General features: G+C 42.6%; 24 protein-coding genes. 21 read left to right on the top strand and 3 right to left on the bottom strand.

The window, feature by feature from the left end; translation table 11 throughout:
* Positions 1–2: 2 nt before the first annotated feature.
* From otnI to tatC, 14 genes are all read left to right on the top strand, one after another.
* Positions 3–782, top strand: a complete 780-nt coding sequence (gene otnI, locus PSE69_RS13280; protein ID WP_004924693.1) for a 2-oxo-tetronate isomerase — start codon at positions 3–5, stop codon at positions 780–782.
* Between the two features lie 12 nt (positions 783–794).
* On the top strand, positions 795–1,562 hold the full coding sequence (locus PSE69_RS13275; RefSeq protein ID WP_004924695.1) for a DeoR/GlpR family DNA-binding transcription regulator: 768 nt from the start codon (positions 795–797) through the stop codon (positions 1,560–1,562).
* 55 nt (positions 1,563–1,617) lie between these two features.
* Complete coding sequence (gene denD / locus PSE69_RS13270) at positions 1,618–2,577, top strand: D-erythronate dehydrogenase (RefSeq protein ID WP_004924696.1); 960 nt, start codon at positions 1,618–1,620, stop codon at positions 2,575–2,577.
* 10 nt (positions 2,578–2,587) lie between these two features.
* Positions 2,588–3,964: a GntP family permease gene (locus PSE69_RS13265; protein ID WP_004924699.1), complete on the top strand. Its 1,377-nt coding sequence runs from the start codon at positions 2,588–2,590 to the stop codon at positions 3,962–3,964.
* A 258-nt stretch (positions 3,965–4,222) separates the two neighbouring features.
* Positions 4,223–4,978 (top strand): uridine phosphorylase, encoded by a 756-nt coding sequence (udp, locus tag PSE69_RS13260; protein ID WP_004924702.1) that lies wholly within the window; start codon positions 4,223–4,225, stop codon positions 4,976–4,978.
* Between the two features lie 213 nt (positions 4,979–5,191).
* Positions 5,192–5,974, top strand: coding sequence for a tyrosine-protein phosphatase (locus PSE69_RS13255; protein WP_004924704.1), 783 nt, complete (start codon positions 5,192–5,194; stop codon positions 5,972–5,974).
* 69 nt (positions 5,975–6,043) lie between these two features.
* Positions 6,044–6,574, top strand: coding sequence for a DedA family protein (locus PSE69_RS13250; protein ID WP_004924706.1), 531 nt, complete (start codon positions 6,044–6,046; stop codon positions 6,572–6,574).
* 104 nt (positions 6,575–6,678) lie between these two features.
* The gene (gene rmuC, locus PSE69_RS13245) at positions 6,679–8,034 is read left to right on the top strand and encodes a DNA recombination protein RmuC (protein WP_004924708.1); all 1,356 of its coding nucleotides are present in this window, start codon (positions 6,679–6,681) and stop codon (positions 8,032–8,034) included.
* 76 nt (positions 8,035–8,110) lie between these two features.
* Positions 8,111–8,866: a bifunctional demethylmenaquinone methyltransferase/2-methoxy-6-polyprenyl-1,4-benzoquinol methylase UbiE gene (gene ubiE / locus PSE69_RS13240; RefSeq protein WP_004924710.1), complete on the top strand. Its 756-nt coding sequence runs from the start codon at positions 8,111–8,113 to the stop codon at positions 8,864–8,866.
* Between the two features lies 1 nt (position 8,867).
* Positions 8,868–9,521, top strand: coding sequence for a ubiquinone biosynthesis accessory factor UbiJ (locus PSE69_RS13235; RefSeq protein WP_004924712.1), 654 nt, complete (start codon positions 8,868–8,870; stop codon positions 9,519–9,521).
* A complete protein-coding gene (gene ubiB, locus PSE69_RS13230) occupies positions 9,508–11,142 on the top strand; it encodes a ubiquinone biosynthesis regulatory protein kinase UbiB (RefSeq protein ID WP_004924714.1) in 1,635 nt (544 codons plus the stop codon). Before PSE69_RS13235 ends, ubiB begins: the two co-directional genes overlap by 14 nt.
* A gap of 113 nt (positions 11,143–11,255) precedes the next feature.
* Complete coding sequence (gene tatA, locus PSE69_RS13225; protein WP_004924718.1) at positions 11,256–11,549, top strand: twin-arginine translocase TatA/TatE family subunit; 294 nt, start codon at positions 11,256–11,258, stop codon at positions 11,547–11,549.
* Between the two features lie 3 nt (positions 11,550–11,552).
* Positions 11,553–12,101 carry a Sec-independent protein translocase protein TatB gene (gene tatB / locus PSE69_RS13220; protein WP_121874952.1) on the top strand — a complete coding sequence of 183 codons (549 nt, stop codon included), beginning with the start codon at positions 11,553–11,555 and terminating at the stop codon, positions 12,099–12,101.
* Between the two features lie 3 nt (positions 12,102–12,104).
* On the top strand, positions 12,105–12,878 hold the full coding sequence (tatC, locus tag PSE69_RS13215; protein ID WP_004924722.1) for a Sec-independent protein translocase subunit TatC: 774 nt from the start codon (positions 12,105–12,107) through the stop codon (positions 12,876–12,878).
* Positions 12,879–12,970: 92 nt separating this feature from the next.
* Here the strand turns inward: tatC and rfaH are convergent, their stop codons facing one another.
* Positions 12,971–13,462 carry a transcription/translation regulatory transformer protein RfaH gene (rfaH, locus tag PSE69_RS13210; RefSeq protein ID WP_004924724.1) on the bottom strand — a complete coding sequence of 164 codons (492 nt, stop codon included), beginning with the start codon at positions 13,460–13,462 and terminating at the stop codon, positions 12,971–12,973.
* 168 nt (positions 13,463–13,630) lie between these two features.
* Here rfaH and pepE point away from each other — a divergent pair, with 168 nt between their 5' ends.
* The 3 genes from pepE (at position 13,631) to fre (ending at position 16,655) form a co-directional block, all read left to right on the top strand.
* Positions 13,631–14,356: a dipeptidase PepE gene (gene pepE, locus PSE69_RS13205; RefSeq protein ID WP_004924726.1), complete on the top strand. Its 726-nt coding sequence runs from the start codon at positions 13,631–13,633 to the stop codon at positions 14,354–14,356.
* A gap of 114 nt (positions 14,357–14,470) precedes the next feature.
* Positions 14,471–15,943, top strand: coding sequence for a 4-hydroxy-3-polyprenylbenzoate decarboxylase (gene ubiD, locus PSE69_RS13200; RefSeq protein ID WP_272675277.1), 1,473 nt, complete (start codon positions 14,471–14,473; stop codon positions 15,941–15,943).
* A 10-nt stretch (positions 15,944–15,953) separates the two neighbouring features.
* Positions 15,954–16,655: an NAD(P)H-flavin reductase gene (gene fre, locus PSE69_RS13195; RefSeq protein ID WP_014656858.1), complete on the top strand. Its 702-nt coding sequence runs from the start codon at positions 15,954–15,956 to the stop codon at positions 16,653–16,655.
* Positions 16,656–16,993: 338 nt separating this feature from the next.
* Here the strand turns inward: fre and fadA are convergent, their stop codons facing one another.
* Positions 16,994–18,160, bottom strand: a complete 1,167-nt coding sequence (gene fadA, locus PSE69_RS13190; RefSeq protein WP_014656857.1) for an acetyl-CoA C-acyltransferase FadA — start codon at positions 18,158–18,160, stop codon at positions 16,994–16,996.
* Between the two features lie 4 nt (positions 18,161–18,164).
* Positions 18,165–20,357, bottom strand: coding sequence for a fatty acid oxidation complex subunit alpha FadB (gene fadB / locus PSE69_RS13185; protein ID WP_014656856.1), 2,193 nt, complete (start codon positions 20,355–20,357; stop codon positions 18,165–18,167).
* A 257-nt stretch (positions 20,358–20,614) separates the two neighbouring features.
* Between fadB and pepQ the strand changes: the two genes are divergently transcribed.
* The 4 genes from pepQ to hemG are packed head-to-tail and all read left to right on the top strand — an operon-like array spanning position 20,615 to position 24,583.
* Positions 20,615–21,949: a Xaa-Pro dipeptidase gene (gene pepQ / locus PSE69_RS13180; protein WP_121874953.1), complete on the top strand. Its 1,335-nt coding sequence runs from the start codon at positions 20,615–20,617 to the stop codon at positions 21,947–21,949.
* Positions 21,949–22,563, top strand: a complete 615-nt coding sequence (locus PSE69_RS13175) for an IMPACT family protein (RefSeq protein WP_004924737.1) — start codon at positions 21,949–21,951, stop codon at positions 22,561–22,563. The genes pepQ and PSE69_RS13175 overlap by 1 nt, the downstream gene beginning before the upstream one ends.
* 27 nt (positions 22,564–22,590) lie before the next feature.
* Positions 22,591–24,042 (top strand): Trk system potassium transporter TrkH, encoded by a 1,452-nt coding sequence (gene trkH / locus PSE69_RS13170; protein WP_004924738.1) that lies wholly within the window; start codon positions 22,591–22,593, stop codon positions 24,040–24,042.
* Between the two features lie 16 nt (positions 24,043–24,058).
* Positions 24,059–24,583, top strand: coding sequence for a menaquinone-dependent protoporphyrinogen IX dehydrogenase (gene hemG, locus PSE69_RS13165; protein WP_004924740.1), 525 nt, complete (start codon positions 24,059–24,061; stop codon positions 24,581–24,583).
* Positions 24,584–24,750: the final 167 nt, after the last annotated feature.

The following is a 24,750-nucleotide window of genomic DNA, read 5'->3' as shown; positions in this document are numbered from 1 at the left end:
ATATGGCTAAATTTGCAGCAAACCTCAGTATGATGTTTAACGAAGTTCCTTTTATTCAGCGCTTTGAACGCGCTGCACAAGCGGGCTTTACTGGCGTTGAATATCTTTTCCCCTATGAAGAACAACCTGAAGCGATAGCTGAACAGTTGGAAAAATATGGTTTAACTCAAGCGCTGTTCAACATGCCAGCGGGCGATTGGGCGGCGGGTGAACGCGGCATGGCATCTATTCCGGGTCGTGAAGATGAGTTCGCACAAGGCGTACAGACGGCACTGAAATATGCCAAAGCGTTGGGTTGTAAGCAGGTGCATGCGATGGCAGGTAAATTGGATGCCCGATTTACCCCTGAACAGCAGCAAGCGTGTTTTATTAAAAATATTCAATATGCCGCAGATATTATGGCTGAGCATGGCATTCGTGTATTAATTGAGCCTATCAATACGCGTGATATGCCGGGTTACTTTTTGACTACGCAAAAGCAAGCTGAGGCATTGCTACCAAAGATCGCACGTGAAAATGTGTTTATTCAATTGGATCTCTATCACTGCCAAATTATGGAAGGTGATTTATTGAAAACAATTGAGCGTTTATGGGGTAAATTTAGTCATATTCAGATAGCTTCAGTTCCTTATCGTCATGAGCCTGATAGTGGTGAAGTCAATTACCCATGGATTTTCAAACAATTAGATGAAATGGGATATCAAGGTTGGCTTGGATGTGAATATCACCCCGCAGGTCGTACCGAAGACGGTTTAGGTTGGCTGAAGCAAGCACAGTCTTAAGCAGGAGAGCCTATGATCCCTTCAGAGCGTCGTGATTTTATTTACCGTTACGTCCATGAGTACCAAACCGTGTCGATTAACGACTTGGTGGAGCTAATGAATGTGTCGCATATGACGGTAAGACGTGATATCCGCATGCTAGAAGAGGAAGGGAAAGTCGTTGCAATAAGCGGTGGTGTTCGGTTAAACGATGCGTTACGCCAAGAGCTTCCTTGGAGTGAGAAAGCGCGTTTACATCACCGAAGCAAACGTGAAATAGGTAAATTTGCCTCATCGCTCGTTGAAGATGGGCAAGTGGTTTATCTCGATGCGGGAACAACGACATTTGAGATAGCCCGTGTGCTGGGTGAACGGTTTAATTTGACGATTGTGACTAATGATTTTTCTATCATGCAATATTTGATGAACAAATCACAACTCAATCTGTATCACACGGGGGGGCAAGTGGATAAACGTAACCATTCGTGTGTTGGCAATACCGCCGCAATGATGCTGAAAACCCTAAATGTTGATGTGGCATTTATTAGCACTAGCTCTTGGGATTTACTGCATGGGGTTTCCACGCCTCATGAAGAAAAAGTACAAATAAAACAAACATTACTGGATGTTGCTCGGCGCTGTGTGCTGGTTTCTGACAGTAGCAAATTTGGTAAATATGGCATGTTCCGTGTTTGCCCACTAAATCAATTGCACGACATTATTTGTGATGATCAGCTACCAAACGATGCTGTGCAGCGGATAACAGAACAAAATATAAAACTTCATTTAATAAAGACATAAATAATCTTACCTAATGATGAATAGCTCAAATTAGGGCTATTCAAGGAGAATAACAATGAAAGTTATCATTACAGGCGGCGCTGGCTTTTTGGGTCAGCAGCTAGCCGCTGCTTTACTTAAAAACAGCCAGGGTTTTAAATTTGACCAACTCGTTTTAGCGGATATTCAGTGCCCTACATCGCCAATTGAAGACGCTAGAGTGAGTTGTGTTGCAACAGATTTAACTCAGCCGGGTGCCGCTGATAAGCTGATTGATGCGCAAACCGACATCGTTTATCACCTCGCTGCTATTGTGAGTAGTCATGCTGAAAGCGATTTTGATTTAGGCATGAAAGTAAATTTCGAAGCGACTCGCCAATTATTGGAAGTGGCTCGTGCTAAAAACCCTGCAATGAAGTTTATCTTTACCAGTTCATTAGCAGTATTTGGCGGTGAACTACCTGACGTTATCACCGACCTTTGTGTGGTTAACCCGCAATCATCGTATGGTGCACAAAAAGCGATGTGCGAATTGATGGTTAATGACTATTCACGTAAAGGCTATGTTGATGGACGTGTGTTACGCCTACCAACAATCAGTGTGCGCCCTGGCGTTCCGAACAAAGCCGCTTCTTCATTTGCCAGTGGCATCATTCGTGAGCCATTAAATGGGGTTGAGAGTGTTTGCCCTGTTTCACCTGAACTTGCGTTGTGGCTCTCGAGTCCAGAAACGGTTGTCAGTAATTTCATTCATGCTGCAACCATTTCAGCAGAGCAATTTGGCTTGTCTCGTACGGTTAACTTACCGGGGATCACTGTGACAGTTCAAGGGATGATTGATGCTCTACGTGATGTCGCAGGCCAAAAAGCGGTTGATCTGATCCGTTTTGAACCGGATGAAGCCATTAACCGTATTGTCGCAAGTTGGCCGGGTAAATTCGATATTAGCCGTGCTTTAGGCCTTGGTTTCCGTGCAGATGGTTCGTTTGCTGATGCAATTCGTTCATTCATCACTCACCACGGCTCACAGCAATAGGGGATAAGCTATGTCCTATATTCCTATTATTGGCCTCGCGGTGGCCATATTTGTCCTGATCTTCTTGGTATTGCGAACGCGTATTCATGCGTTACTTGCCATGTTGATTGCAGCAGCTATTGCAGGTATCTCAGGTGGGTTAACCGCCGCAGAAACCGTCTCTGTAATTACAAAAGGTTTTGGTAGCACACTCGGTGGTATCGGTATTGTTATCGGTCTCGGGGTAATGATGGGAAGGGTACTAGAAGTTTCTGGTGCCGCTGAACAAATAGCGTATAGCTTTATTCGTTGGTTAGGGAAAAAACGCGAAGAATGGGCGCTGGCTATCACAGGTTATATCGTCAGTATTCCAATTTTCGTTGACTCCGCATTCGTGATCCTCTACCCATTAGCGAAGGCATTAGCGAAAAATGGTAAGCGTAGTCTGCTGACACTTGGTGTCGCATTAGCTGGTGGCTTAGTGGTTACTCACCACACTGTGCCGCCGACTCCGGGTCCTTTAGGAGTTGCTGGGATCTTCGGTGTGGATATTGGTGCCATGATCTTAACGGGGATGACCCTTGCTATCCCTTGCGTTATTGGGATCGTATTTTACGCGAAGTGGTTAGCTGTTAAATACCCTGAGTTTATGCCCGATGAAAGCAACAACGCAGATCTGAAAGAAATTCACGACCGCTATATGGAAGAAAAGGCGAACAAGCCGTTACCAAGCCTCTTCTTATCTGTATTACCTATCGTAACACCGATCTTGTTGATCTTTATCAATGCGGTCAACGGGTTATTGCTAAAAACCGACGCCTTTCAAGGGATGGAGAATAATTGGTATTTCCAAACCTTTGAATTCCTTGGTGCACCAATAATTGCTCTGTCTATCAGTGTGTTGATTGCCGTTTATACGCTGATGCCAAAAGCGACGAAAGAAGAAGTCATCGACCGCATGGAAGAAGGCTTACAGTCAGCCGGGATCATCTTACTGGTAACAGGTGCGGGTGGTGCGTTAGGTGCGGTTTTACGTGACAGTGGTACGGGGAATATTTTAGCGGAGCATGTGGCGAGTTTACCAATCACTCCAGTGTTGATCCCATTTATTATCGCCACATTGGTACGTTTAATTCAGGGTTCGGGCACCGTCGCGATGATCACAGCGGCATCGATTTCTGCTCCCATTATTAGCCAGATCCCTGATATCAATCTGCTTGTTGCGGCTCAAGCTGCGACAATGGGGTCACTGTTCTTTGGTTATTTCAACGACAGCCTCTACTGGGTTGTTAACCGAATGATGGGTATTAAGGACGTTAGACAACAGATGATGGTTTGGTCTATCCCAACAACGATAGCTTGGGCCATTGGTCTAGTAGGCGTTCTGATCCTTGATGTAGTTCTCTGATAGATAAACTATCTTTTATTTCTGCCAATAATTCAAAGCGCCTTCGGGCGCTTTTTCGTGACTTTCTTTCATATCGTCTATACTGATTGCATATTTGTATTTAAAACAATTAATTTGTGATCTAAATCACCATTTAATGAAATCTAGATAAAATCATTTCCATTAAAAGTGACTATGGTCACTAAATTGACATGGGTTTACCGCTATATTAATCACAACGTATAAATTCAATGATGCCATTGTGTAAAGGAGTTTGATATGTCTGACGTATTCCACTTAGGTCTAAAAAAGAGCGACTTACAGGGTGCAACCGTTGCAATTGTTCCCGGTGATCCAAATCGTGTCGAGAAAATCGCACGCCTGATGGATAATCCGGTACATCTCGCTTCTTTACGTGAGTTCACCTCTTGGCGTGGTGAGCTTGATGGTAAAGCAGTCATTATTTGTTCAACGGGAATTGGTGGTCCTTCAACCTCTATTGCTGTAGAAGAACTTGCGCAGCTAGGTATTCGTACTTTCTTGCGTATTGGTACTACAGGGGCTATTCAAGAAAATATTAATGTTGGTGATGTGTTAGTGACAACCGCAGCCGTAAGATTAGACGGTGCGAGCCAACATTTTGCGCCATTGGAATACCCAGCCGTTGCTAACTTTACTTGTACGAATGCACTCTATGATGCAGCGAAAGAAGCGGGTGCAACAGTCCATGTGGGTGTGACTGCTTCATCGGATACCTTCTATCCAGGCCAAGAGCGTTATGACACCTATACTGGTCGTGTGATGCGCCATTTCAGAGGTTCAATGAAAGAATGGCAAGATATGGGCGTGATGAACTATGAGATGGAATCAGCGACGTTGCTGACCATGTGCTCAAGCCAAGGCCTACGTGCGGGTATGGTTGCAGGTGTGATTGTTAACCGTACTCAACAAGAAATTCCAGACGAAGCACTGTTGAAGAAAACAGAAAGCAATGTATTAAGCATTGTTGTTGAAGCTGCGCGTCGTCTACTTTAATTTCTCCTATTACTGGCTCGTTTACTTTGATGTTCGCTCGGTTGTGAATAAACCGTAGACGAGCCCAGTTTTCTTTCTCTTTTTCGATATTGATTACATTTCAATGCACTCTTTTATGAATACCTGCTTAACGGCGGGTATTTTTTCTGATTTTTTTCCGGTCATAATCTGTTATGGTTTTAGTCATAATCAATATCATAGGTAGCGATAATTATGACAAAAACACCTTATTTACACCCTTCAGTATTACCGTTAAAAGGTGGAATTAACTTCCGTGACCTCGGCGGAAAAAAATTAGCCAATGGCAACAAAATAAAATCAGGCGTGCTATTTCGTTCAGGAGCTTTGAACCATTTAACGACAGAGGATTTGGCCGTTTTACAATCACAAAACCTTTATCAAATCTTGGATTACCGTGATGTGGCGGAAACAAAAGCAAAACCAGATATGATTTGGGATGGTGCTCATTATGTTAATGCCCCAGCGAACCCTATGGCAAAGGAGGTCAGTGCCGACTTAGGTCAACTGACACCAGAGTCACTTGAACAGTTTGACCCTAAAATATTTATGGGGCGCCTTTACGAGCTATTGCCTTTAAATAATCCTGCTTACCATCAACTTGTGAGTATGTTAAAGCAGCCTGAAAAAGGGGGGATCGTTCAGCATTGTGCGGTCGGTAAAGATCGTACTGGTGTTGGCGCCGCTTTGGTACTATTTGCGCTGGGTGCAGACTTAGATACCGTCATGGAAGATTACCTACTGACAAATGAAACCCTCGCGCCATTCCGTAAGCATTTATTGGAAGAGCATGCACAAAGGATGAGTGACAGTGTGGTGAAAAAGTTTGAGTATGTCTATTCTGTGCGTGAAGAATTTCTTATGACAGCCATAAATAGCATAAAAACACATTATGGTAGTATTGATAAATGGCTGGAGAGTGATTTTGGACTGGATAATGCTGGCAGAAGCTTACTTCAAAGTTATTTTCTCGAATAATTAGTTTAAGATTGGTTTATTACATATTAGTTAATGTATTAAACCAATCCATTATAAGGGAGAAAGGCTGTGACGTTGAATGAAATCGTCCATACCGTGACCGAATTTACCCGTGAACATGAAATATGGGCGCTGCCAATCATCTTCTTTCTAGCATTTGGTGAATCTTTAGCCTTTTTATCTTTGCTGTTGCCTGCAACTGTCATCCTGTTAGGTTTAGGTGCCCTCATCGGCGAAAGTGGTATTACATTCTGGCCTGTATGGCTTGCGGCAACGTTAGGGGCATTTTTTGGTGATTGGCTCTCTTATTGGTTTGGTTTTCACTATAAAGATAACGTCCGTAAAATGTGGCCGATTTCTCGCAAACCTCAAATGATTGATAGAGGGCAGCACTTTTTCAATCGTTGGGGCATATGGAGTGTCTTTTTAGGGCGTTTCTTCGGGCCATTCAGAGCTGTCGTACCTTTAGTGGCTGGGATTTGTAAAATGCCTAAACGCTATTTTCAGGCGGCAAACCTAGTGTCTGCGATGATTTGGGCATTTGGTATATTAGCGCCAGGTGCATTTGGATTACGTTGGCTAGCTCAGTGGATGGGCTAAGCTGCGAATCGTCTCGCAATTTAGGGCTTGTTTTAAATTACTTCTGGACTGATATACAGTATCCGATTACCTTACCCTAGATCTCGTCATGTAAGGATTTAACAGTGGATACCTCTCTTTTATATGGGGTTATTGGCGCCCTTGGCGGTATATTAATTGGCGGCTTAGCCGTTTGGCTGTTTATTGCGCAAAAACTTAATCAAAAAGAGCAAGAACTCCAACACATTAATCGTCAACTTGCGGCCAGTGATGAAAAAAACATCCATCTTTCTGAGTGGAAAATGGAATATGAACGTCTCGATCAAGAGTTGCGAACACTCAGAGATATTAATCGTGAGCAAGAAGCTGAATTACGAGAAATCACAACACGTTTTGAGCAAAGCCAGCTAGCCAATGAAGAGAAACAGCGCCTGCTGCAAAACAGTGAGCAGCGGTTAACGATTCAATTTGAAAATTTAGCCAACCGAATTTTTGAGCAGAATGAGCGTAGGGCATCAGAGCAGCAGCAAAAAAGCTTGATTGCCATGCTATCCCCATTTCGTGAACAGCTTGAGGGGTTCCGCCAACAGGTACAGCAAAGCTTTGGTGAAGAAGCCAAAGAGCGGCATACACTGGCGTATGAAATCCGTCAGTTACAGCAGCTAAATACTCAAATGACCAAAGAAGCGGTTAACCTGACTCGAGCCCTTAAAGGAGATAACAAGATCCAAGGAAACTGGGGAGAAACCATTCTGACGCGGATCTTGGAAGCTTCTGGTTTACGCAAAGGGAGTGAGTTTGAAACACAAGTCAGTATTAATACCAGCTATAACAGCCGTTATCAGCCTGATGTGATTATCCGCTTGCCTGAAGGTAAAGACGTGATTGTTGATGCAAAAATGTCACTGGTCGCTTATGAAAGATATTTCAATAGTGAAGACCCTGACGAACAAACTCAGGCTATCAAAAACCATGTAGCTTCAATTCGTAATCACATGCGTATGCTAAGTCATAAGGACTATCATCAACTACCGGGGATACGCTCTTTAGATTATGTATTGATGTTTATTCCAATTGAACCGGCTTACTTATTGGCTTTAAAAGAATCGCCTGAGCTACTTGATGAAGGTATAAAACAGAATATCATGTTAGTTTGCCCTTCCACATTATTAGTGGCGGTGCGAACAATTAACAATTTGTGGCGCTATGAACGCCAAGGGCAAAATGCGCAAGAAATTGCCGCAAAAGCCGCAAAAATGTACGACAAATTACGCCTTTTTGTTGATGACATGCAACTTTTAGGGGCAAGCCTTGATAAAGCGGATAATGCTTACCAATCCGCAATGAAAAGGTTGGCTGAGGGGCGTGGTAATTTAATTAGTCAGGCAGAAAGCTTTAAAGAAATGGGGGTTGAGGTAAAACAGCCTATTTCACCACAGCTCGTTGAAAAGTCAGATAAGCCATATTGTGCGGAATCTTAGACTTCTTGATAGGGTTTTACCTCAAAGACTGTTACACTTCCTACAAAAGTTTGAATTATAAACAGGCATAATAGAAATGACAGAACCATCAAAAGAAACTATTGATTTTGGTTTCCGTACCGTAGGCAAAGAAGATAAAGTTGGCCTTGTGGCTAATGTTTTTCACTCTGTAGCATCAAAATATGACTTGATGAATGATTTAATGTCTTTCGGCATTCATCGTGTCTGGAAACGTTTTACGATAGAAGCCAGTGGTGTACGTCGTAACCAACGTGTTTTAGATCTTGCTGGTGGTACTGGTGATTTAACCGCGAAGTTTTCTCGTCTTGTCGGTGAAAAAGGTGAGGTGATCCTCGCTGATATTAACGACTCTATGTTAAAAATGGGACGTGAAAAATTACGTGATCTTGGTATTGTTGGTAATGTTAGCTATGTTCAAGCCAACGCAGAAGAACTGCCATTCCCTGATAACTATTTTGATTGTATCACCATCTCTTTTGGGCTACGTAATGTGACCGATAAAGACAAAGCTTTACGCTCAATGTTCAGAGTGTTAAAGCCAGGTGGTCGTCTGCTAGTACTTGAATTCTCTAAGCCTGTTATTGAGCCGCTTAATAAGGCTTATGACGCGTATTCATTCCATGTTCTACCTCGTATTGGTCAAGCTGTGGTTGGGGATCCTGATAGCTATCGTTATCTTGCAGAATCTATCCGTATGCACCCAGACCAAGAAACACTGAAATCAATGATGGAAAATGCAGGCTTTGAACAAGTCTCCTATACCAATATGACAGGTGGTATTGTCGCATTGCATAAAGGGTTTAAATTCTAAGATGGAAGCCACATCAGCACAGGCTGAAAGCCAAAATACAGTGTTATATTCTTTAATGACGGCATTCATGGAAACATGTTTGAATCATATGTTATTTAAAGAATCGGTCTTAAAACCCGCTAGAGCACGCTTAGCGGGTAAAGTCATGTCTATCGATTTGAAAGAGCTGAATAAAACATTGACGTTGATTTTCAGTGATAACCATGTCGATGTTTTAAGCCAATGGCATGAGCCTGCTGATTGTACAATCAAAACATCCCTCTTTACGCTAATTAAGCTAAAAGACAAACAACAGTTATCACAGCTAATCAATAGTGGTGAAATTGTTATTGAAGGTGATATGCAGGTTGTACAGCATTGGTCGTCATTATTAGATATGGCAATTTGGGATCCTGCACACTATCTATCCCCTTACTTAGGCGATGTCGCAGCACAAGGTATTAGCCAAGTACTACGCAAGGGCGCGAGTTTAGCTTCACATTTAGCATGCAGGCAAAAAAACTATATCAAAGACACACTGCTTGAAGAGTGGAAAATGGCTCCAAACCCACTCGAACTGGCTTATTTTAGTGATGAAGTAGAACAAGTTTCTGATTCACTAAGTGAGCTAGAAAAACGATTGAGCCAGTTGGAGGAGTATAATGACGCCCGGTGAAATAAAACGTCTCTACTTTATTATTCGGGTATTCCTTTCGTATGGTTTGGATGAGCTCATCCCAAAAGTAAAGCTGACGCTACCGCTGCGTATTGGTCGTTTTGGTTTCTTTTGGATTAAAAACCAGCATAAGGGCAAAGAGCTTGGTGAGCGTTTACGTTTAGCTTTACAAGAATTGGGGCCTGTCTGGATCAAGTTTGGGCAGATGCTATCTACCCGACGCGATCTGTTTCCACCCGCTATCGCTGACCAACTCTCTTTGCTGCAAGATAAGGTCGCTAGCTTTGACGGCAAACTGGCTCGTCGTTACATTGAAGAATCATTAGGCGGCCCACTCGAACAGTGGTTTGATGATTTCGATGAAAAGGCACTAGCGTCAGCTTCGATTGCTCAAGTACATACCGCAAAACTCAAAGAGAATGGTAAGGAAGTCGTTTTAAAAGTTATCCGTCCTGATATCCTGCCGGTTATCAAAGCGGATGTAAAACTCATGTATCGTATCGCTAATTGGGTGCCTTTACTGCCTGATGGTCGCCGTCTACGCCCTAAAGAAGTGGTTCGTGAATATGAAAAAACCTTGATCGATGAGCTAAATCTCTTACGTGAATCGGCTAATGCTATTCAGCTTCGTCGTAATTTTGAGAATAGCTCAATGCTATATGTACCAGAGGTTTATGCCGATTATTGTCGCGAAAACGTTATGGTCATGGAGCGTATCTATGGTATTCCTGTTTCCGATATTGCGGCTTTAAAAGCGCAAGGGACAAACATGAAAATCTTGGCGGAAAGGGGCGTGAAAGTCTTCTTTACTCAAGTTTTTCGTGACAGCTTTTTCCATGCAGATATGCACCCCGGCAATATTTTTGTCAGCTATGAGCACCCTGAAGATCCGCTGTATATCGGCATCGATTGTGGTATTGTTGGTTCACTGAATAAAGAAGATAAGCGCTATCTTGCAGAGAACTTTATTGCTTTCTTTAATCGTGATTACCGCAAGGTCGCTGAACTGCATGTCGACTCAGGTTGGGTGCCAGCAGATACTAACGTTGAAGATTTTGAGTTTGCTATCAGAACCGTTTGTGAACCTATTTTCGAAAAACCGTTAGCTGAAATTTCATTTGGGCATGTGCTATTAAACTTATTTAATACTGCGCGCCGTTTCAATATGGAAGTGCAGCCCCAACTTGTACTGCTACAGAAAACCTTACTCTATATTGAAGGCTTAGGCCGTCAGCTTTATCCTCAATTGGATCTATGGAAAACGGCGAAACCATTTTTAGAAGATTGGGTACACAGTCAAGTCGGTATTCCTGCAATTACCCAAGCGTTAAAAGAGAAAGCCCCTTACTGGGCCGAGAAAATGCCTGAAATTCCAGACTTAATTTATGGTGCTTTGCGTCAACATAAGTTCTTACAGTCCAATATCGAACAATTGTCAGAACAATTAAAACAGCAACGTAATAAACAGCGTAAGTCTCAATACCTATTAGGAATTGGTGCAACACTGATTCTTTGCGGGAGTTTATTCTTTATTTCCGCTTCAAATAGAATGGCTATAGCATTTATGTCTGCTGGCGCGTTATCATGGATTATAGGCTGGTATAAATCGGGGAAAAGTTAAGTAAACCTTGTTTTGCGACAAGTTTATAAGCCTGTGAATATTTCCGTATTGTGAGCAGGTTGTATATAATGGGATAAATAACTATTGATCCCACTTTTACAGAGGTATAAACAATGGAATCAACTATTGCAACGGCCGCTTTTGGTAGCCCTTGGCAACTTATTATTATTGCTCTACTTATTATTTTAATTTTCGGCACCAAAAAATTACGTTCTCTGGGGTCGGATTTAGGTGAATCATTGAAAGGCTTTAAAAAAGCGATGAACGATGATGAAGCTGCTAAGGCTGCAAAAGAAGAGCAAGAAAAACAAGATGCTGACTTTGCACCTAAAAATATTACAGAACAGCAACAGGCTGCTGACAAGAAAGACAGCCCAGTTGAGAGCAAAAATAAAGAGCAGGGTTAAACCGTGTTTGACATAGGTTTCAGTGAACTGCTGCTTGTTGCAGTTATTGGTCTTGTCGTCTTAGGCCCTGAGCGCCTACCAGTAGCAGTGAGAACTGTTGCTGGTTGGATCCGTGCGATGCGTTCATTAGCCTCCAATGTGCAAAATGAATTGTCACAAGAACTCAAATTGCAAGAGTTACAAGACACGTTGAAAAAAGTTCAGGAAAAAGCGGGTATGGAAACGCTTTCCCCTGAACTGAAACAATCTATGGATGAGCTTCGCCAAGCTGCACAATCATTAAAAACAGGATATCACTCGACAACAGAGAGCGCTGCAAGTGAGCTACAAAAAGCAAAAGAGTTAACTGATAACTACGACAATGCAGTTAAAGATGCTCAAAATAAAGCTTCGCAACCTTCAGAGTCTGAATCGGATCCTGATCCTGAATATGCAGCAAAAATGGCAGCTGTCGTCGATGAGCCGACAAAGCCATCGCTAAACAATGACAGCGACCAGCAAAATGGCGTTACAGAGAAAAAAAATCCTAATCAGACAGAAAGCGAAAAATAGAACATGGCTGTAAATGATACACAACCACTTATTAGCCACCTCATTGAACTCAGGAAGCGGCTGTTAAACTGTTTGATTACGGTTTTGATTGTGTTCGCTGCCTTAGCTTACTTTTCAAATGATATATATCGGCTAGTCGCCGCACCTTTGATTGATAAGCTTCCTGTTGGTTCTCAAATGAGTGCGACAGATGTGGCATCAACCTTTTTCACTCCAATTAAACTGACCATGATGGTATCGGTATTTATTTCGATACCGGTGATCCTATACCAAATTTGGGCCTTTATTGCGCCAGCGTTATATAAGCACGAACGTCGGCTGATGCTGCCTTTATTGGTCTCCAGTAGCTTCCTTTTCTATTTAGGGATGGCTTTTGCTTACTTTGTTGTCTTCCCATTAGCCTTTGGTTTCTTTGTCAAAACAACACCGGATAGCGTCAATTTCATTCCTGATATTAGTAAATATCTCAGTTTTGTAATGACCTTATTTATGGCATTTGGTGCGGCCTTTGAAGTACCGATTGCTATTATTCTGTTGTGTTGGACCGGCGTCACAACCCCTGAATCACTAAAACGCAAACGGCCTTATATTTTAGTCGGTGCATTTATTGTGGGGATGTTTTTAACGCCACCAGATGTACTTTCTCAAACGTTACTTGCCGTGCCAATGTATCTGTTGTTTGAGCTCGGTGTGCTTTTATCTAACTTTTATGTGGGTAAAGGTCGGCGAGATCGGGAAAATAATGAAGAAGACGATGAAGAGAAAGAAGAGTCTTAATTTATCGTTATTCAGTCTATAAAAACTCGATTTATAACTGCACTCAACAGGTTGGTAGCCAACCCAATTAAGGTGCAGTTTTTTTATGTGGGTTAAGATAGCTTTTTAAACTGAGTATTATCGAGTACTTTAGACACATTTTTATTTAAAATATTCAGTAATAAGATTGAGCGTGATTCACCATTAGGCTCATCATAAATTGCCTGAATACCTGCAAAAATGCCTTCGGTAATCAAGACATTATCACCATGAGTTGGCGTTTCGGGATCGACGAGATGCCCAAGGGGCGCTTGTTGCAAAAGTTCGATAATTTCGTCTGGTACAATGGCGGGGTGTAGGCCAAAACGGACAAAATGGCTGACACCGCGAGTGGATTGTATTGTAGTGGTATGGATTTCGTTATGATCGAACTTCACGAACAGATAATTAGGGAATAGCGGCTCTTGTACTTTTGTTCGCTTTCCTCTAACCACTTTTTCTATTTCTGTCATGGGAGTCATGCAGATCACATTTTGCCTATTTAGGTGCTCTATGGCCCTATCAATTTGGCCACGTTTACAATATAGCAGATGCCATTTTTCCATTTCTTAAACCCAATACAACAAAATTATGCTCATCATAACAAATTAAAGTATAAAAATGTGACTAATCGACAAAGTAAGAATAGCATTTAGAATCAGAAATATATACTAACTAAAAATCAATAAATTATAGTTAGTGATAATGTAATAACAGGTTATCTAGGAGACAGCATGGAAATTTTTTTATTGAGTAACGGTAAGCTTCCAAACAATCCAGTATGGCTAAGTTATGCCTTACCTCGTATCCATGAAATGATCGCGCGTAGGAACATTACATCAGCGGTATTGGTGCCTTATGCGATATTACGGGATCCTCATGATGAGCGAGCAGAGCAATTAAGCGAAGCTTTAGGTATTAAAGTTACGTCAATTGAACATTTTTCCAGCCCTGTCGAAGCGATTGAACAAGCAGAATGTATCCTTGTAAGTGGGGGCAATACATGGTGGTTAAATAAATGCCTGCATGAAAATGGGTTGATTGTTGCTATCCAGCGCGCGGTTAAAGAGCGTGATGTTCCCTATATTGGTTGGAGTGCGGGTTGTAATGTGGCTACACCAAGTATTCGTACGACCAATGATATGCCTGTGAGTAATGCGGTGATTATGCCGTCTTTGGGGTTGTTTCCCGTACAGATAAATCCCCACTATATCGATTCTCATATCTCAGGTCATATGGGGGAAACGCGAGATGAGCGATTACAAGAGTTTTGTGTCATCAACCCTCATGAAGTCGTGGTTGCACTGAGAGAAGGTAGTGGATTACAGATTAAAGGCAACACATTGACTTATTTCAGTGGTAAAAATGAAGGTTTTAAACTCTTTCAGCACAACCAATCATTCCCTGAACAGTTTGATACTTTATCATTAAAAGCATTGGTTCCATTCGATTGCCAGTAAAATAAGATGTTTTTGACTATAACCATATTGATTATGAATAGTTTTTATGGGTAACTTGTAACCTTGGCCGGACGTCTTATAATGAGACTCCCTCTGTAATAGTAAAAGATGACAATGAAATACCGTGACCTAAGAGACTTCATTGCCCAGCTTGAAAAGCAAGGCGAACTAAAACGTATTACGATGGAAGTCGACCCTTACCTCGAAATGACGGAAATAGCTGATCGCACGCTTAGAGCAGGGGGCCCTGCCTTATTATTTGAAAACCCTAAAGGCTATGATATGCCCGTTTTGTGCAACCTATTTGGCACAACCAAACGTGTTGCGATGGGAATGGGGCAGGAAGATATCAAGGCACTACACGATGTTGGTAAGCTGCTTGCTTTTCTAAAAGAGCCGGATCCACCGAAAGGTTTTCGTGACCTGTTTGATAAATTACCTAAGTTCAAACAGGTACTCAACATGCCAGCAAAACGGCTAAGCTCAGCCCCTTGCCAAGAGCAAATTTGGGCGGGGGATGACGTCGATTTAACCAAAATCCCTGTTATGCACTGCTGGCCTGAAGATGCTGCGCCGCTGATTACATGGGGATTAACGGTAACAAGAGGCCCTAATAAAGAGCGTCAAAACTTGGGTATTTACCGCCAACAGGTGTTGGGGAAAAATAAAGTGATCATGCGTTGGCTCTCTCACCGCGGTGGTGCGCTGGATTTTCAAGAGTGGTGCCAACAGCATCCGGGGGAAAAATTCCCTGTCGCAGTAGCGCTTGGTGCGGATCCTGCAACTATCCTAGGTGCGGTGACTCCGGTTCCTGATACGCTGTCTGAATATGCGTTCGCCGGTTTATTACGTGGTAATAAAACGGAAGTCGTTAAATGTATCTCGAATGATCTTGAAGTACCTGCGGGCGCTGAGATTATCTTAGAAGGCTACATTGAACCTGGTGAGCTCGCGCCGGAAGGGCCTTATGGTGATCATACTGGTTATTATAATGAGATAGATAGTTTCCCTGTCTTTACGGTAACCCATGTTACTCAACGCCGTGATGCGATTTACCATTCTACCTATACAGGCCGGCCACCCGATGAGCCAGCTGTACTGGGGGAAGCCCTAAATGAAGTCCTAGTACCTATTTTACAAAAGCAGTTTCCAGAAATCGTCGATTTTTACCTTCCTCCAGAAGGGTGCTCATATCGTCTTGCTGTTGTTACGATGAAAAAACAATACGTAGGCCATGCAAAACGCGTCATGATGGGTGTTTGGTCTTACCTCCGTCAATTTATGTACACAAAATTTGTTATTGTGTGTGACGATGATATCAATGCGCGTGACTGGAAAGATGTGATCTGGGCGATAACCACTCGTATGGATCCTGCTCGCGATACTGTTATGATGGAAAATACACCTATCGATTATCTTGATTTTGCATCACCAGTCTCTGGTCTAGGGTCAAAAATGGGGCTAGATGCAACAAATAAATGGCCCGGTGAGACAAACAGGGAATGGGGTAGGCCAATTGTTATGGATGAACAAGTGAAGTCGCGAATTGATGATATTTGGGATCAATTGAATATTTTTGAAAAATAAGAGGGGAGCCATGGCAACTTTGAGCTGTAAAGTCACATCTGTTGAGTCCATAACTGACACAGTATATCGGGTTATTTTGTTGCCGGATGGTCCTTTTCATTTTAAAGCAGGTCAGTACCTTATGGTGATCATGGATGAGCGTGATAAGCGCCCATTCTCAATGGCATCTACACCTGCTAATAACGAAACAATTGAATTACATATTGGCGCTTCAGAAATCAATCTTTATGCCATGGCGGTGATGGATCGAATTTTAGATCAACGCCGTATCGATATTGATATCCCACATGGCAAGGCATGGTTTAGAGAAAATAGCCAAAACCCAATGATCTTAGTTGCAGGAGGCACGGGGTTTTCTTATACGCATTCGATCCTACTCGCGGCTCTCATGGAAAACCCTTCTAGAGATATTACCTTCTACTGGGGGGGGCGTCAGCTAGAGCACCTTTACGACTTAGGAGAGCTGCAAGCGCTTAGTGAACGTTATCCTAATCTAAAAGTGATACCTATCGTTGAACAACCGGATGAACAATGGAGAGGGCGCTCAGGAACGGTTTTAAGTGGGGTATTGGAAGATTTTGGTGATTTGTCCTCCTATGATATTTACATAGCAGGGCGTTTTGAAATGGCAAAAATCGCCAGAGAACGTTTTTGTGCAGAGCGTAATGCAAAGCCTGAACAATTATTTGGTGATGCCTACGAGTTTATTTAAATGATAATTTACTGAATATTTGAATCGATGGCCTGTGGCATGATTGAGCGTATATGTGCCACTTTCCTTGTTGGTGATGACATTGATTGGTTGTTTTAGACAGTAACTTGTCAGTTAAACTTTGCCCAAATGGATAAACCAAGTGGCAAAAAAGAAAAAGCCCGCCCCTGACTAGGCGGGAATGTTGACAACATACAACAACACTACGGCAACTCGCGGCTATACCCTTTATATTTCAATTGGCGCAGGTTTAGCTGTTTGGCATTGCTCAGATAATACCGTTTTTGAGCTTATCCTTTTGGCAAACATGCGCTTGAACGACTTAGGGTATAGACACACTATACACGCTCAATGATCGTGGCAATGCCTTGCCCAAATCCGATACACATTGTTGCTAGGCCAAATTGTTTATCCTTCAGCTCTAACTGATTGAGCAATGCCGTTGTAATCCTTGCCCCAGAACAACCCAGAGGGTGGCCCAATGCAATAGCACCGCCATTAAGGTTGACTTTTTCATCAATAAGGCTTTCTGGCAGTTTCAGCCCTTTTAAGCAGGCAATGGATTGAGCGGCAAATGCTTCATTTAATTCAATAATATCGATATCCGCTAATGATAACCCCGCGCGTTTTAGCGCTAGCTCTGTAGCAGGAACTGGCCCAAAGCCCATGATTGAAGGATCACAGCCAACAACGGCCATTGAGCGAACTTTGGCACGTGGCTTGAGCCCTCGTTCTTTAGCGTAGCTTTCGCCTGTGATGAGCATTGCTGACGCCCCATCTGAAAGGGCAGAAGAGTTACCTGCCGTGACGGTACCACTTACGGGGTCAAAGGCGGGGCGCAATGATGCTAGGCTTTCGAGGCTTGCATCAAAACGGATAACTTCATCATAATCCACGGCAAAGAGATTGCCTTGGCTGTCATGCCCAGCTACGGGCGCTATTTCATGTTTAAATTGACCATTTTTAGTGGCTTGGGCAGCACGTTGGTGCGATCTAAGGGCAAACGCATCTTGCTCCTCACGGCTAATTTTGTACATTTTAGCCAGCATTTCTGCGGTTAGGCCCATTGCACCAGCCGCTTTTGCGACACGTAACGTTAATTTAGGGTTGAAATCAATACCATGTGTCATGGGAACATGACCCATGTGCTCCACACCACCGATTAAGACTGAGTTTGCATCGCCTGTCATAATAAGTCGGCTAGCATCATGCAGAGCTTGCATTGAAGAGCCACACAAACGGTTAACTGTGACCGCAGGAACTGTATGTGGGATATCAGTCAGTAACGCAGCGTTTTTAGCGATATTGAACCCTTGTTCAAGGGTCTGTTGCACACAGCCCCAAATAATATCATTGAGTTCTTTTTTGCTTGCGTTAGGGTTGCGTTCAAAAATCACATTCATCAGGTGTGCTGAGAGGTCTTCCGCTCGGACATGGCGAAATACACCGCCCTTTGAACGCCCCATTGGTGTACGTATTCCATCGATAATAACGACATTTTCCATACTATTAGCCTCTCGCAACTTTTTTAATATCAATTGCCACTACAGGTGGCTTCGCATAATAACTGGAATTGGCCTGAGATTTTTCTTTGAGACCCGCAGGAATTTGATACAGAGGGCTTAACTGAGCATAGGCCTCCGCTGTCTTAGCATAAGATTGTGTGCCAACGGTATCTAAGTAGCGGAAGACGCCTCCTCGGAAAGGAGGGAATCCAAGGCCGTAAACTAAAGCGATGTCTGCATCGGCAGGGCTTTGAATGATGCCCTCTTCTAAGCAACGAACGACCTCATTGATCATCGGGATCATCATACGTGCAATGATCTCTTCTTTTGTAAATGAGCGCTTGCCTTGGCTGATTGAGGCGAGTAACGCATCTGTGGCGGGGTCATCAACTTTCTTTGGCTTTCCTTTTTTATCTTTTTCATATTGATAAAAGCCTTTACCATTTTTTTGCCCAAACCGTTTTTCTTCAAACATAACATCAATAGCATTTTTGCCTGTTTTACTCATGCGCTCAGGGAACCCTAATGCCATTACATGCTCTGCATGGGATGCGGTATCAATACCAACTACATCAAGAAGATATGCAGGTCCCATCGGCCAGCCAAATTCTTTTTCCATGACTTTATCGATTTCTCTGAAATCTGCACCATCTTGTAGCAGTAAGTTAAAACCTGCAAAGTAAGGGAAAAGAACCCTATTGACGAAGAAACCAGGGCAGTCATTAACGACAATGGGGGTTTTACCCATTTTGTTGGCGTAAGCGACGACTTTGGCGATGGTATCCTCTGAGGTTTTTTGACCACGAATAACCTCAACAAGCGGCATGCGATGCACAGGGTTGAAGAAGTGCATACCACAAAAATTTTCGGGACGTTTTAACGACTTCGCTAGCTCAGTAATCGGTATGGTCGACGTATTAGACGCTAAAATTGTTTCTGGGCTAACTAATGCTTCAACTTCCGTCAGCACAGCGGCTTTAATTTTGGGGTTTTCAACGACCGCTTCCACGATCACTTGTGAATTTTCGATACCCGCGTAAGAAAGCGAAGGATGAATCGATGCGAGTGTTTTCGCCATTTTTGAGGCATTGATTTTCCCGCGCTCAAATTGACCATTTAATAGTTTATGAGCCTCTTCGATGCCTAAATCTAAAGATTTTTCATTAATATCCTTCATGAGCACAGGAACGCCTTTACTTGCGGACTGGTAGGCTATTCCACCTCCCATAATTCCTGCTCCTAGTACTGCGGCATGTTGAGGGGCTTCAACGTGACGAGAAAGCTGTTTGCTTGTTGATTTAACTTGCTGATCATTTAAGAAAATACTAACTAATGAGCGAGCAACATCGCTATGAGCAAGTGGAACAAAAGCTGCTGTTTCATGTTTTAGGGCTTCAGTACGAGCACAGTTGGCTGCTTTTTCAATGGTATTGACTGCCGTCATAGGGGCGGGATAGTGTTTTCCTGCAACCTTATACACCATACCTTTTGCAACATTAAAGCTCATGCTCTGTTCAATAGGGCTAAGTTGTAATGGTTGTAACTTAGGTTGACGTCTTTGCTGCCAATTAATCGCTCCTGCGATTGCTGATTCAATGAGGGCAAGGGCTGATTCTACAAGTTTGTCCGTCTCAACAACGGCATCAACCAAGCCGAATTTGAGTGATTCTGCGGCACTAATGTCTTTGCCTGCGGTAATAATTTCTAGGGCGCTATCTAAACCGATTAATCGAGGTAAACGAACAGAGCCGCCAAAGCCCGGCATAATACCGAGTTTCGTTTCAGGTAACCCAATACGCGCATCTGGAGTCGCAATACGTAAGTCAGTAGAAAGAATACATTCACAGCCTCCACCTAGCGCATACCCATTAATGGCGCTAAGAGTAGGAACAGGTAAGTCTTCGATACGATTAAAAATACCATTTGCGTAGCCTAACCACTCGCTTAGGGTCTCTGCTGGTGCTTCAAAAAGTGAAAGAAACTCTTTGATATCTGCCCCAACAATAAATGCAGGCTTGTCAGATCTTAGAATAACGCCTAATAGGCCTGATTGCTGTTCAAGTACAGCAACTGCTTCATCAAGTGAAGCAACGGTATGAGTATCCAATTTATTTATTGGCCCAGGCGAGTTAAAAACGAGTTCTGCAATACCTGTTTTCAACCATTGAACATAGATTGTTTCACTTTGATAAAGCATGCCGTTCTCCTTATGATGATTTTATCATCTGGTACGACCAGATAGAGTTGAGTGTGACTAGAATGTTAAAGGAATGCAAATAATTGATAACAAAACTGGAACGTTGATCACAGCAAATAAGTGAAATATAGGAGAGGGAAAATAGTATTCTATTTAATAATCAGTTGATTAAGTGGATTTCCCCTCAGATTGCATACCAGTCAATTCAAGAACGTGCTAAGCTTGGATTTTCTAATAAAACTGAAAGGTTGAATGAAATGGAAAAACTGACTGCACTCTACGCTGACCATATTAAAACTTTGCAAACAACAACTCAGCAGGTCTTACAACGCAGCAAGCTAGACGCCATACTGATTCATTCGGGTGAACCTCAACGTATTTTTCTTGATGACAGCGACTATCCTTTCAAAGTGAATCCTCACTTTAAAGCATGGGTGCCTGTCACCGATGTTCCACATTCTTGGTTATTAGTGGATGGTGTGAATAAACCTAAACTTTGGTTCTATTCTCCCGTTGATTATTGGCACAGCGTTGAGCCATTACCAAATAGCTTTTGGACCAAAGAAGTTGAGCTTATTCATTTAAAAAATGCAGATGATATTAGTGAGTTTTTAGCGAATATACCTAAAGAAAATATTGCCTATATTGGTTCTGCTAAAGCTAGAGCGGAATCACTGGGTATTCGCCTACAAAATATTAACCCAAAACCTGTCGTTGATTTCTATCATTTCCATCGTTCTTATAAAACAGATTATGAAATGTATTGCATGCGTGAAGCGCAAAAAATGGCGGTAAATGGTCATTTATCGGCATTCGAGGCTTTCCAAGCAGGCATGAGTGAGTTTGATATCAACATCAGTTACTTACAAGCGACAGGGCATCGCGATACAGATGTACCTTATGGGAATATTATTGCACTCAATGAAAATGCAGCCGTATTGCATTACACTAAATTACAGCAACAAGCACCGAATGAAATAAGAAGCTTTCTGATTGATGCAGGGGCTGAGTATAACGGCTATGCTGCTGATATAACTCGTACTTATGCCGCAAAAGGCAAAAGTGAGTTTGCTGCTCTTGTTGCCGATATGAATAAAGAACAGTTGGCCTTGATTGATACCATCAAAGCAGGTGTACGTTATACCGATTACCACGTCGATATGCACCATCGAATTGCTAAGCTATTGAAAAAACACTCAATCATTAAGGGAATTAGCGAAGAAACTATGGTGGAGCAAGGGCTAACCACGCCATTCCTACCCCATGGGTTAGGCCATCCTCTAGGTTTACAAGTTCATGATGCTGCTGGTTTTATGCAGGATGAAGATGGAACACTGCTTGCTGCACCGAAAATGTATCCTTTCCTTCGCTGCACTCGCGTACTGGAACCAAGAATGGTGCTGACTATTGAACCCGGCCTTTATTTTATCGAATCGTTACTGTCATCTTGGCGCGCAGGCGAATTTGCTCAACACTTTAATTGGGAAAAAATTGAGCAGTTCAAACCTTATGGGGGTATTCGTATTGAAGATAACATCATCATTCATCATAATCGGATTGAAAATATGACGCGAGATTTGCAACTACCGTAATGAAACCTTATTTAATACCGGCTGAATCTATCTGTTATACAGAAGAAATTAAAAAAAGCCGTTTTATTACCTATCTTGCACATACAGAAGGTATTGATGCCGCAAAGGAGTATATTCAATCCATTAAAGCTCAATACCCAGATGCTCGGCACCATTGCTGGGCATTTGTTGCAGGACGCCCGGATGATTCTCAGCAGTTAGGTTTTTCCGACGATGGTGAGCCAACAGGAACGGCCGGAAAGCCAATAATGGCACAATTGCTCGGCAGCAATCTTGGGGAGATCACCTGTGTTGTTGTACGTTATTTTGGTGGTATCAAACTAGGGACAGGCGGTTTAGTTAAAGCTTATGGTAATGGTGCTCAGCAAGCACTTAAGTTATTACCAACACAAACAAAAGTACCGCAAAAATTTTTCCAGCTAGTTTGTGATTATGCATTTATTAATACGGTTGAGCAGCTAGTTACGCAGGTCAACGGGATGATTTTACACAGTGAATATAACGAATCTGTTTCCCTACGAATTGCAATTCCTGCTACCTTAGAGCAAGAAGTCAATGATAAATTACGCGATATGAGTCGCGGGGCTTTAGAACTCATACCTGAATCTGAATAGTCAATTGGTTAGCAAGGAACCTGCCGAATGCATTTTCGTGCAATAACCCGTATTGTCGGGCTACTCGTTATTATCTTCTCTTTTACCATGGTTGTGCCGGGTATTGTTGCGCTTATTTATCGTGATGGAGCAGGTCGAGCATTTAGTCAAACGTTTGTTACGGCTTTAGTGCTCGGATTACTGTTATGGATCCCAACGCGCAACAGCAAGCATGAACTTAAAGCAAAAGAAGGGTTTCTTATTGTCGTCTTGTTTTGGACCGTGCTAGGAAGTGTGGGGGCATTACCTTTTATTTTTTCTGAAAAGCCAAACCTTTCCATAACCGATGCTTTTTTTGAATCCTTTTCTGGGTTAACCACAACAGGAGCGACAACGTTAACTGGGCTCGATACGCTCCCGAAAGCCATCTTATTTTATAGGCAAATGCTACAGTGGTTAGGTGGGATGGGGATCATCGTACTTGCTGTGGCGATCCTGCCATTACTCGGTGTTGGGGGAATGCAGCTTTACCGTGCTGAAATGCCTGGGCCGCTTAAAGATAATAAAATGCGACCGCGTATTGCAGAAACGGCAAAAACCCTTTGGCTCATCTATGTATTGCTGACGATTGTATGTGCGATTGCGCTGTGGATAGCAGGTATGGATGTGTTTGATGCCATCTCTCATAGTTTTTCTACAATAGCGATTGGTGGTTTTTCAACGCATGACGCGAGTGTGGGGTATTTCAATAGCCCAGCGATAAATACCATTATTGCGGTTTTCTTAATTATCTCGGGTTGTAATTTTGGTCTGCACTTTGCCGTGCTTACTGGGCGTAGCTTAGGTATCTATTGGCGCGATCCTGAATTTAAAACATTCATTAGCTTCCAGTTAGCCCTCGTCATTATCTGTACACTGGTTTTACTTTATCACTCAGTGTATGGCTCTTTTGGGCAAACATTAGATCAGGCATTTTTCCAAGTTGTCTCAATGGCAACAACTGCAGGTTTTACAACAGATAGTTTTGCCGGATGGCCTTTGTTCCTGCCGATGCTTCTTCTATGTGCCGCATTTGTTGGCGGTTGTGCTGGTTCAACAGGAGGCGGATTAAAAGTTATCCGTATCTTGCTATTGTTTTTGCAAGGATCTCGGGAATTAAAAAGGCTTGTTCACCCAAATGCCGTTTACACCATAAAGTTAGGGCAAAGAGCTTTACCTGAAAGGATCATCGAAGCGGTATGGGGCTTCTTTTCAGCATATGCGCTCGTTTTTATCGTCAGTTTACTTCTATTAATTGCAACGGGTGTCGATGAATTTTCTGCTTTTTCAGCTATCGCAACAACGTTAAATAACCTAGGGCCAGGCCTTGGCACTGTCGCTGATAACTTTACATCGATGAACCCAGCAGGGAAATGGATACTGGTAGTGACTATGCTGTTCGGTCGTCTTGAAGTCTTTACATTATTAGTGTTATTCACGCCAACCTTCTGGCGCGATTAATAAGATAGGATCAAGAATGAGTTACTTACTTTTGCATTCGAGCACAGATGGACAAACTAAAAAAATTGTTTTGAAAATGGCGGAGCAACTACGAAGTGTAGGGCGCCAATGTGATATTCGAGATTTAAATAGCGAAAAAAATATCAATATTACATCGTATGAAAAGGTGTTAGTTGGAGCGTCTATTCGTTATGGTCACTTCAATAAAGCACTGATGCGGTTCGCAACGATTCATCAAAGCCAATTAAATACAATGAAAACCGCTTTCTTTGGTGTGAACTTAACTGCGCGCAAAGAAGGCAAAGATACTCCTGAAACGAATGCCTATACGCGCAAGTTTCTGGAGAAAAGCCCTTGGCAACCAACACTAAGCTCAGTATTTGCTGGCGCATTGTTCTATCCACGTTATGGTTGGTTCGATAAGACGATGATTCGACTTATTATGAAAATGACAGATGGGCCAACCGACCCAAATACAGAGATAGAATATACGGACTGGGAAAAAGTGAGCAAGTTTACACAGGAATTTGACTGTTTATAGCTCATATCTTTAACGATAAGTGGTGTTTTTAAACGATTTGTTTAATGTTTCATCGGTTGAATTAAAAAGTTTAAAAAACACTTGCTAGAATTTTCTGACTCCCTATAATGCGCATCCGTTGTCACGACAAACCGCTTCGGTGGTCAGGTTAGAAAAGAAACCAGTGA

This window comes from Providencia sp. PROV122, assembly GCF_028482365.1.
Taxonomy (GTDB): Bacteria; Pseudomonadota; Gammaproteobacteria; order Enterobacterales; family Enterobacteriaceae; genus Providencia; species Providencia stuartii.
The sequence above is the reverse complement of the archived record's forward strand: the minus strand, read 5'-3'. Positions and strand labels throughout refer to the sequence as shown.

What these genes read in the sequence shown, in the direction of transcription:
- tatA (WP_004924718.1), top strand. Translation starts at nt 11,256, where the DNA reads ATGGAATCAACTATTGCAACGGCCGCTTTTGGTAGCCCTTGGCAACTT.
- denD (WP_004924696.1), top strand. Translation starts at nt 1,618, where the DNA reads ATGAAAGTTATCATTACAGGCGGCGCTGGCTTTTTGGGTCAGCAGCTA.
- otnI (WP_004924693.1), top strand. Translation starts at nt 3, where the DNA reads ATGGCTAAATTTGCAGCAAACCTCAGTATGATGTTTAACGAAGTTCCT.
- fre (WP_014656858.1), top strand. Translation starts at nt 15,954, where the DNA reads ATGGCAACTTTGAGCTGTAAAGTCACATCTGTTGAGTCCATAACTGAC.
- pepE (WP_004924726.1), top strand. Translation starts at nt 13,631, where the DNA reads ATGGAAATTTTTTTATTGAGTAACGGTAAGCTTCCAAACAATCCAGTA.
- hemG (WP_004924740.1), top strand. Translation starts at nt 24,059, where the DNA reads ATGAGTTACTTACTTTTGCATTCGAGCACAGATGGACAAACTAAAAAA.
- PSE69_RS13235 (WP_004924712.1), top strand. Translation starts at nt 8,868, where the DNA reads ATGGAAGCCACATCAGCACAGGCTGAAAGCCAAAATACAGTGTTATAT.
- PSE69_RS13265 (WP_004924699.1), top strand. Translation starts at nt 2,588, where the DNA reads ATGTCCTATATTCCTATTATTGGCCTCGCGGTGGCCATATTTGTCCTG.
- trkH (WP_004924738.1), top strand. Translation starts at nt 22,591, where the DNA reads ATGCATTTTCGTGCAATAACCCGTATTGTCGGGCTACTCGTTATTATC.
- ubiB (WP_004924714.1), top strand. Translation starts at nt 9,508, where the DNA reads ATGACGCCCGGTGAAATAAAACGTCTCTACTTTATTATTCGGGTATTC.
- ubiE (WP_004924710.1), top strand. Translation starts at nt 8,111, where the DNA reads ATGACAGAACCATCAAAAGAAACTATTGATTTTGGTTTCCGTACCGTA.
- PSE69_RS13255 (WP_004924704.1), top strand. Translation starts at nt 5,192, where the DNA reads ATGACAAAAACACCTTATTTACACCCTTCAGTATTACCGTTAAAAGGT.
- pepQ (WP_121874953.1), top strand. Translation starts at nt 20,615, where the DNA reads ATGGAAAAACTGACTGCACTCTACGCTGACCATATTAAAACTTTGCAA.
- rfaH (WP_004924724.1), bottom strand. Translation starts at nt 13,462, where the DNA reads ATGGAAAAATGGCATCTGCTATATTGTAAACGTGGCCAAATTGATAGG.
- fadA (WP_014656857.1), bottom strand. Translation starts at nt 18,160, where the DNA reads ATGGAAAATGTCGTTATTATCGATGGAATACGTACACCAATGGGGCGT.
- udp (WP_004924702.1), top strand. Translation starts at nt 4,223, where the DNA reads ATGTCTGACGTATTCCACTTAGGTCTAAAAAAGAGCGACTTACAGGGT.
- tatC (WP_004924722.1), top strand. Translation starts at nt 12,105, where the DNA reads ATGGCTGTAAATGATACACAACCACTTATTAGCCACCTCATTGAACTC.
- PSE69_RS13275 (WP_004924695.1), top strand. Translation starts at nt 795, where the DNA reads ATGATCCCTTCAGAGCGTCGTGATTTTATTTACCGTTACGTCCATGAG.
- ubiD (WP_272675277.1), top strand. Translation starts at nt 14,471, where the DNA reads ATGAAATACCGTGACCTAAGAGACTTCATTGCCCAGCTTGAAAAGCAA.
- PSE69_RS13175 (WP_004924737.1), top strand. Translation starts at nt 21,949, where the DNA reads ATGAAACCTTATTTAATACCGGCTGAATCTATCTGTTATACAGAAGAA.
- fadB (WP_014656856.1), bottom strand. Translation starts at nt 20,357, where the DNA reads ATGCTTTATCAAAGTGAAACAATCTATGTTCAATGGTTGAAAACAGGT.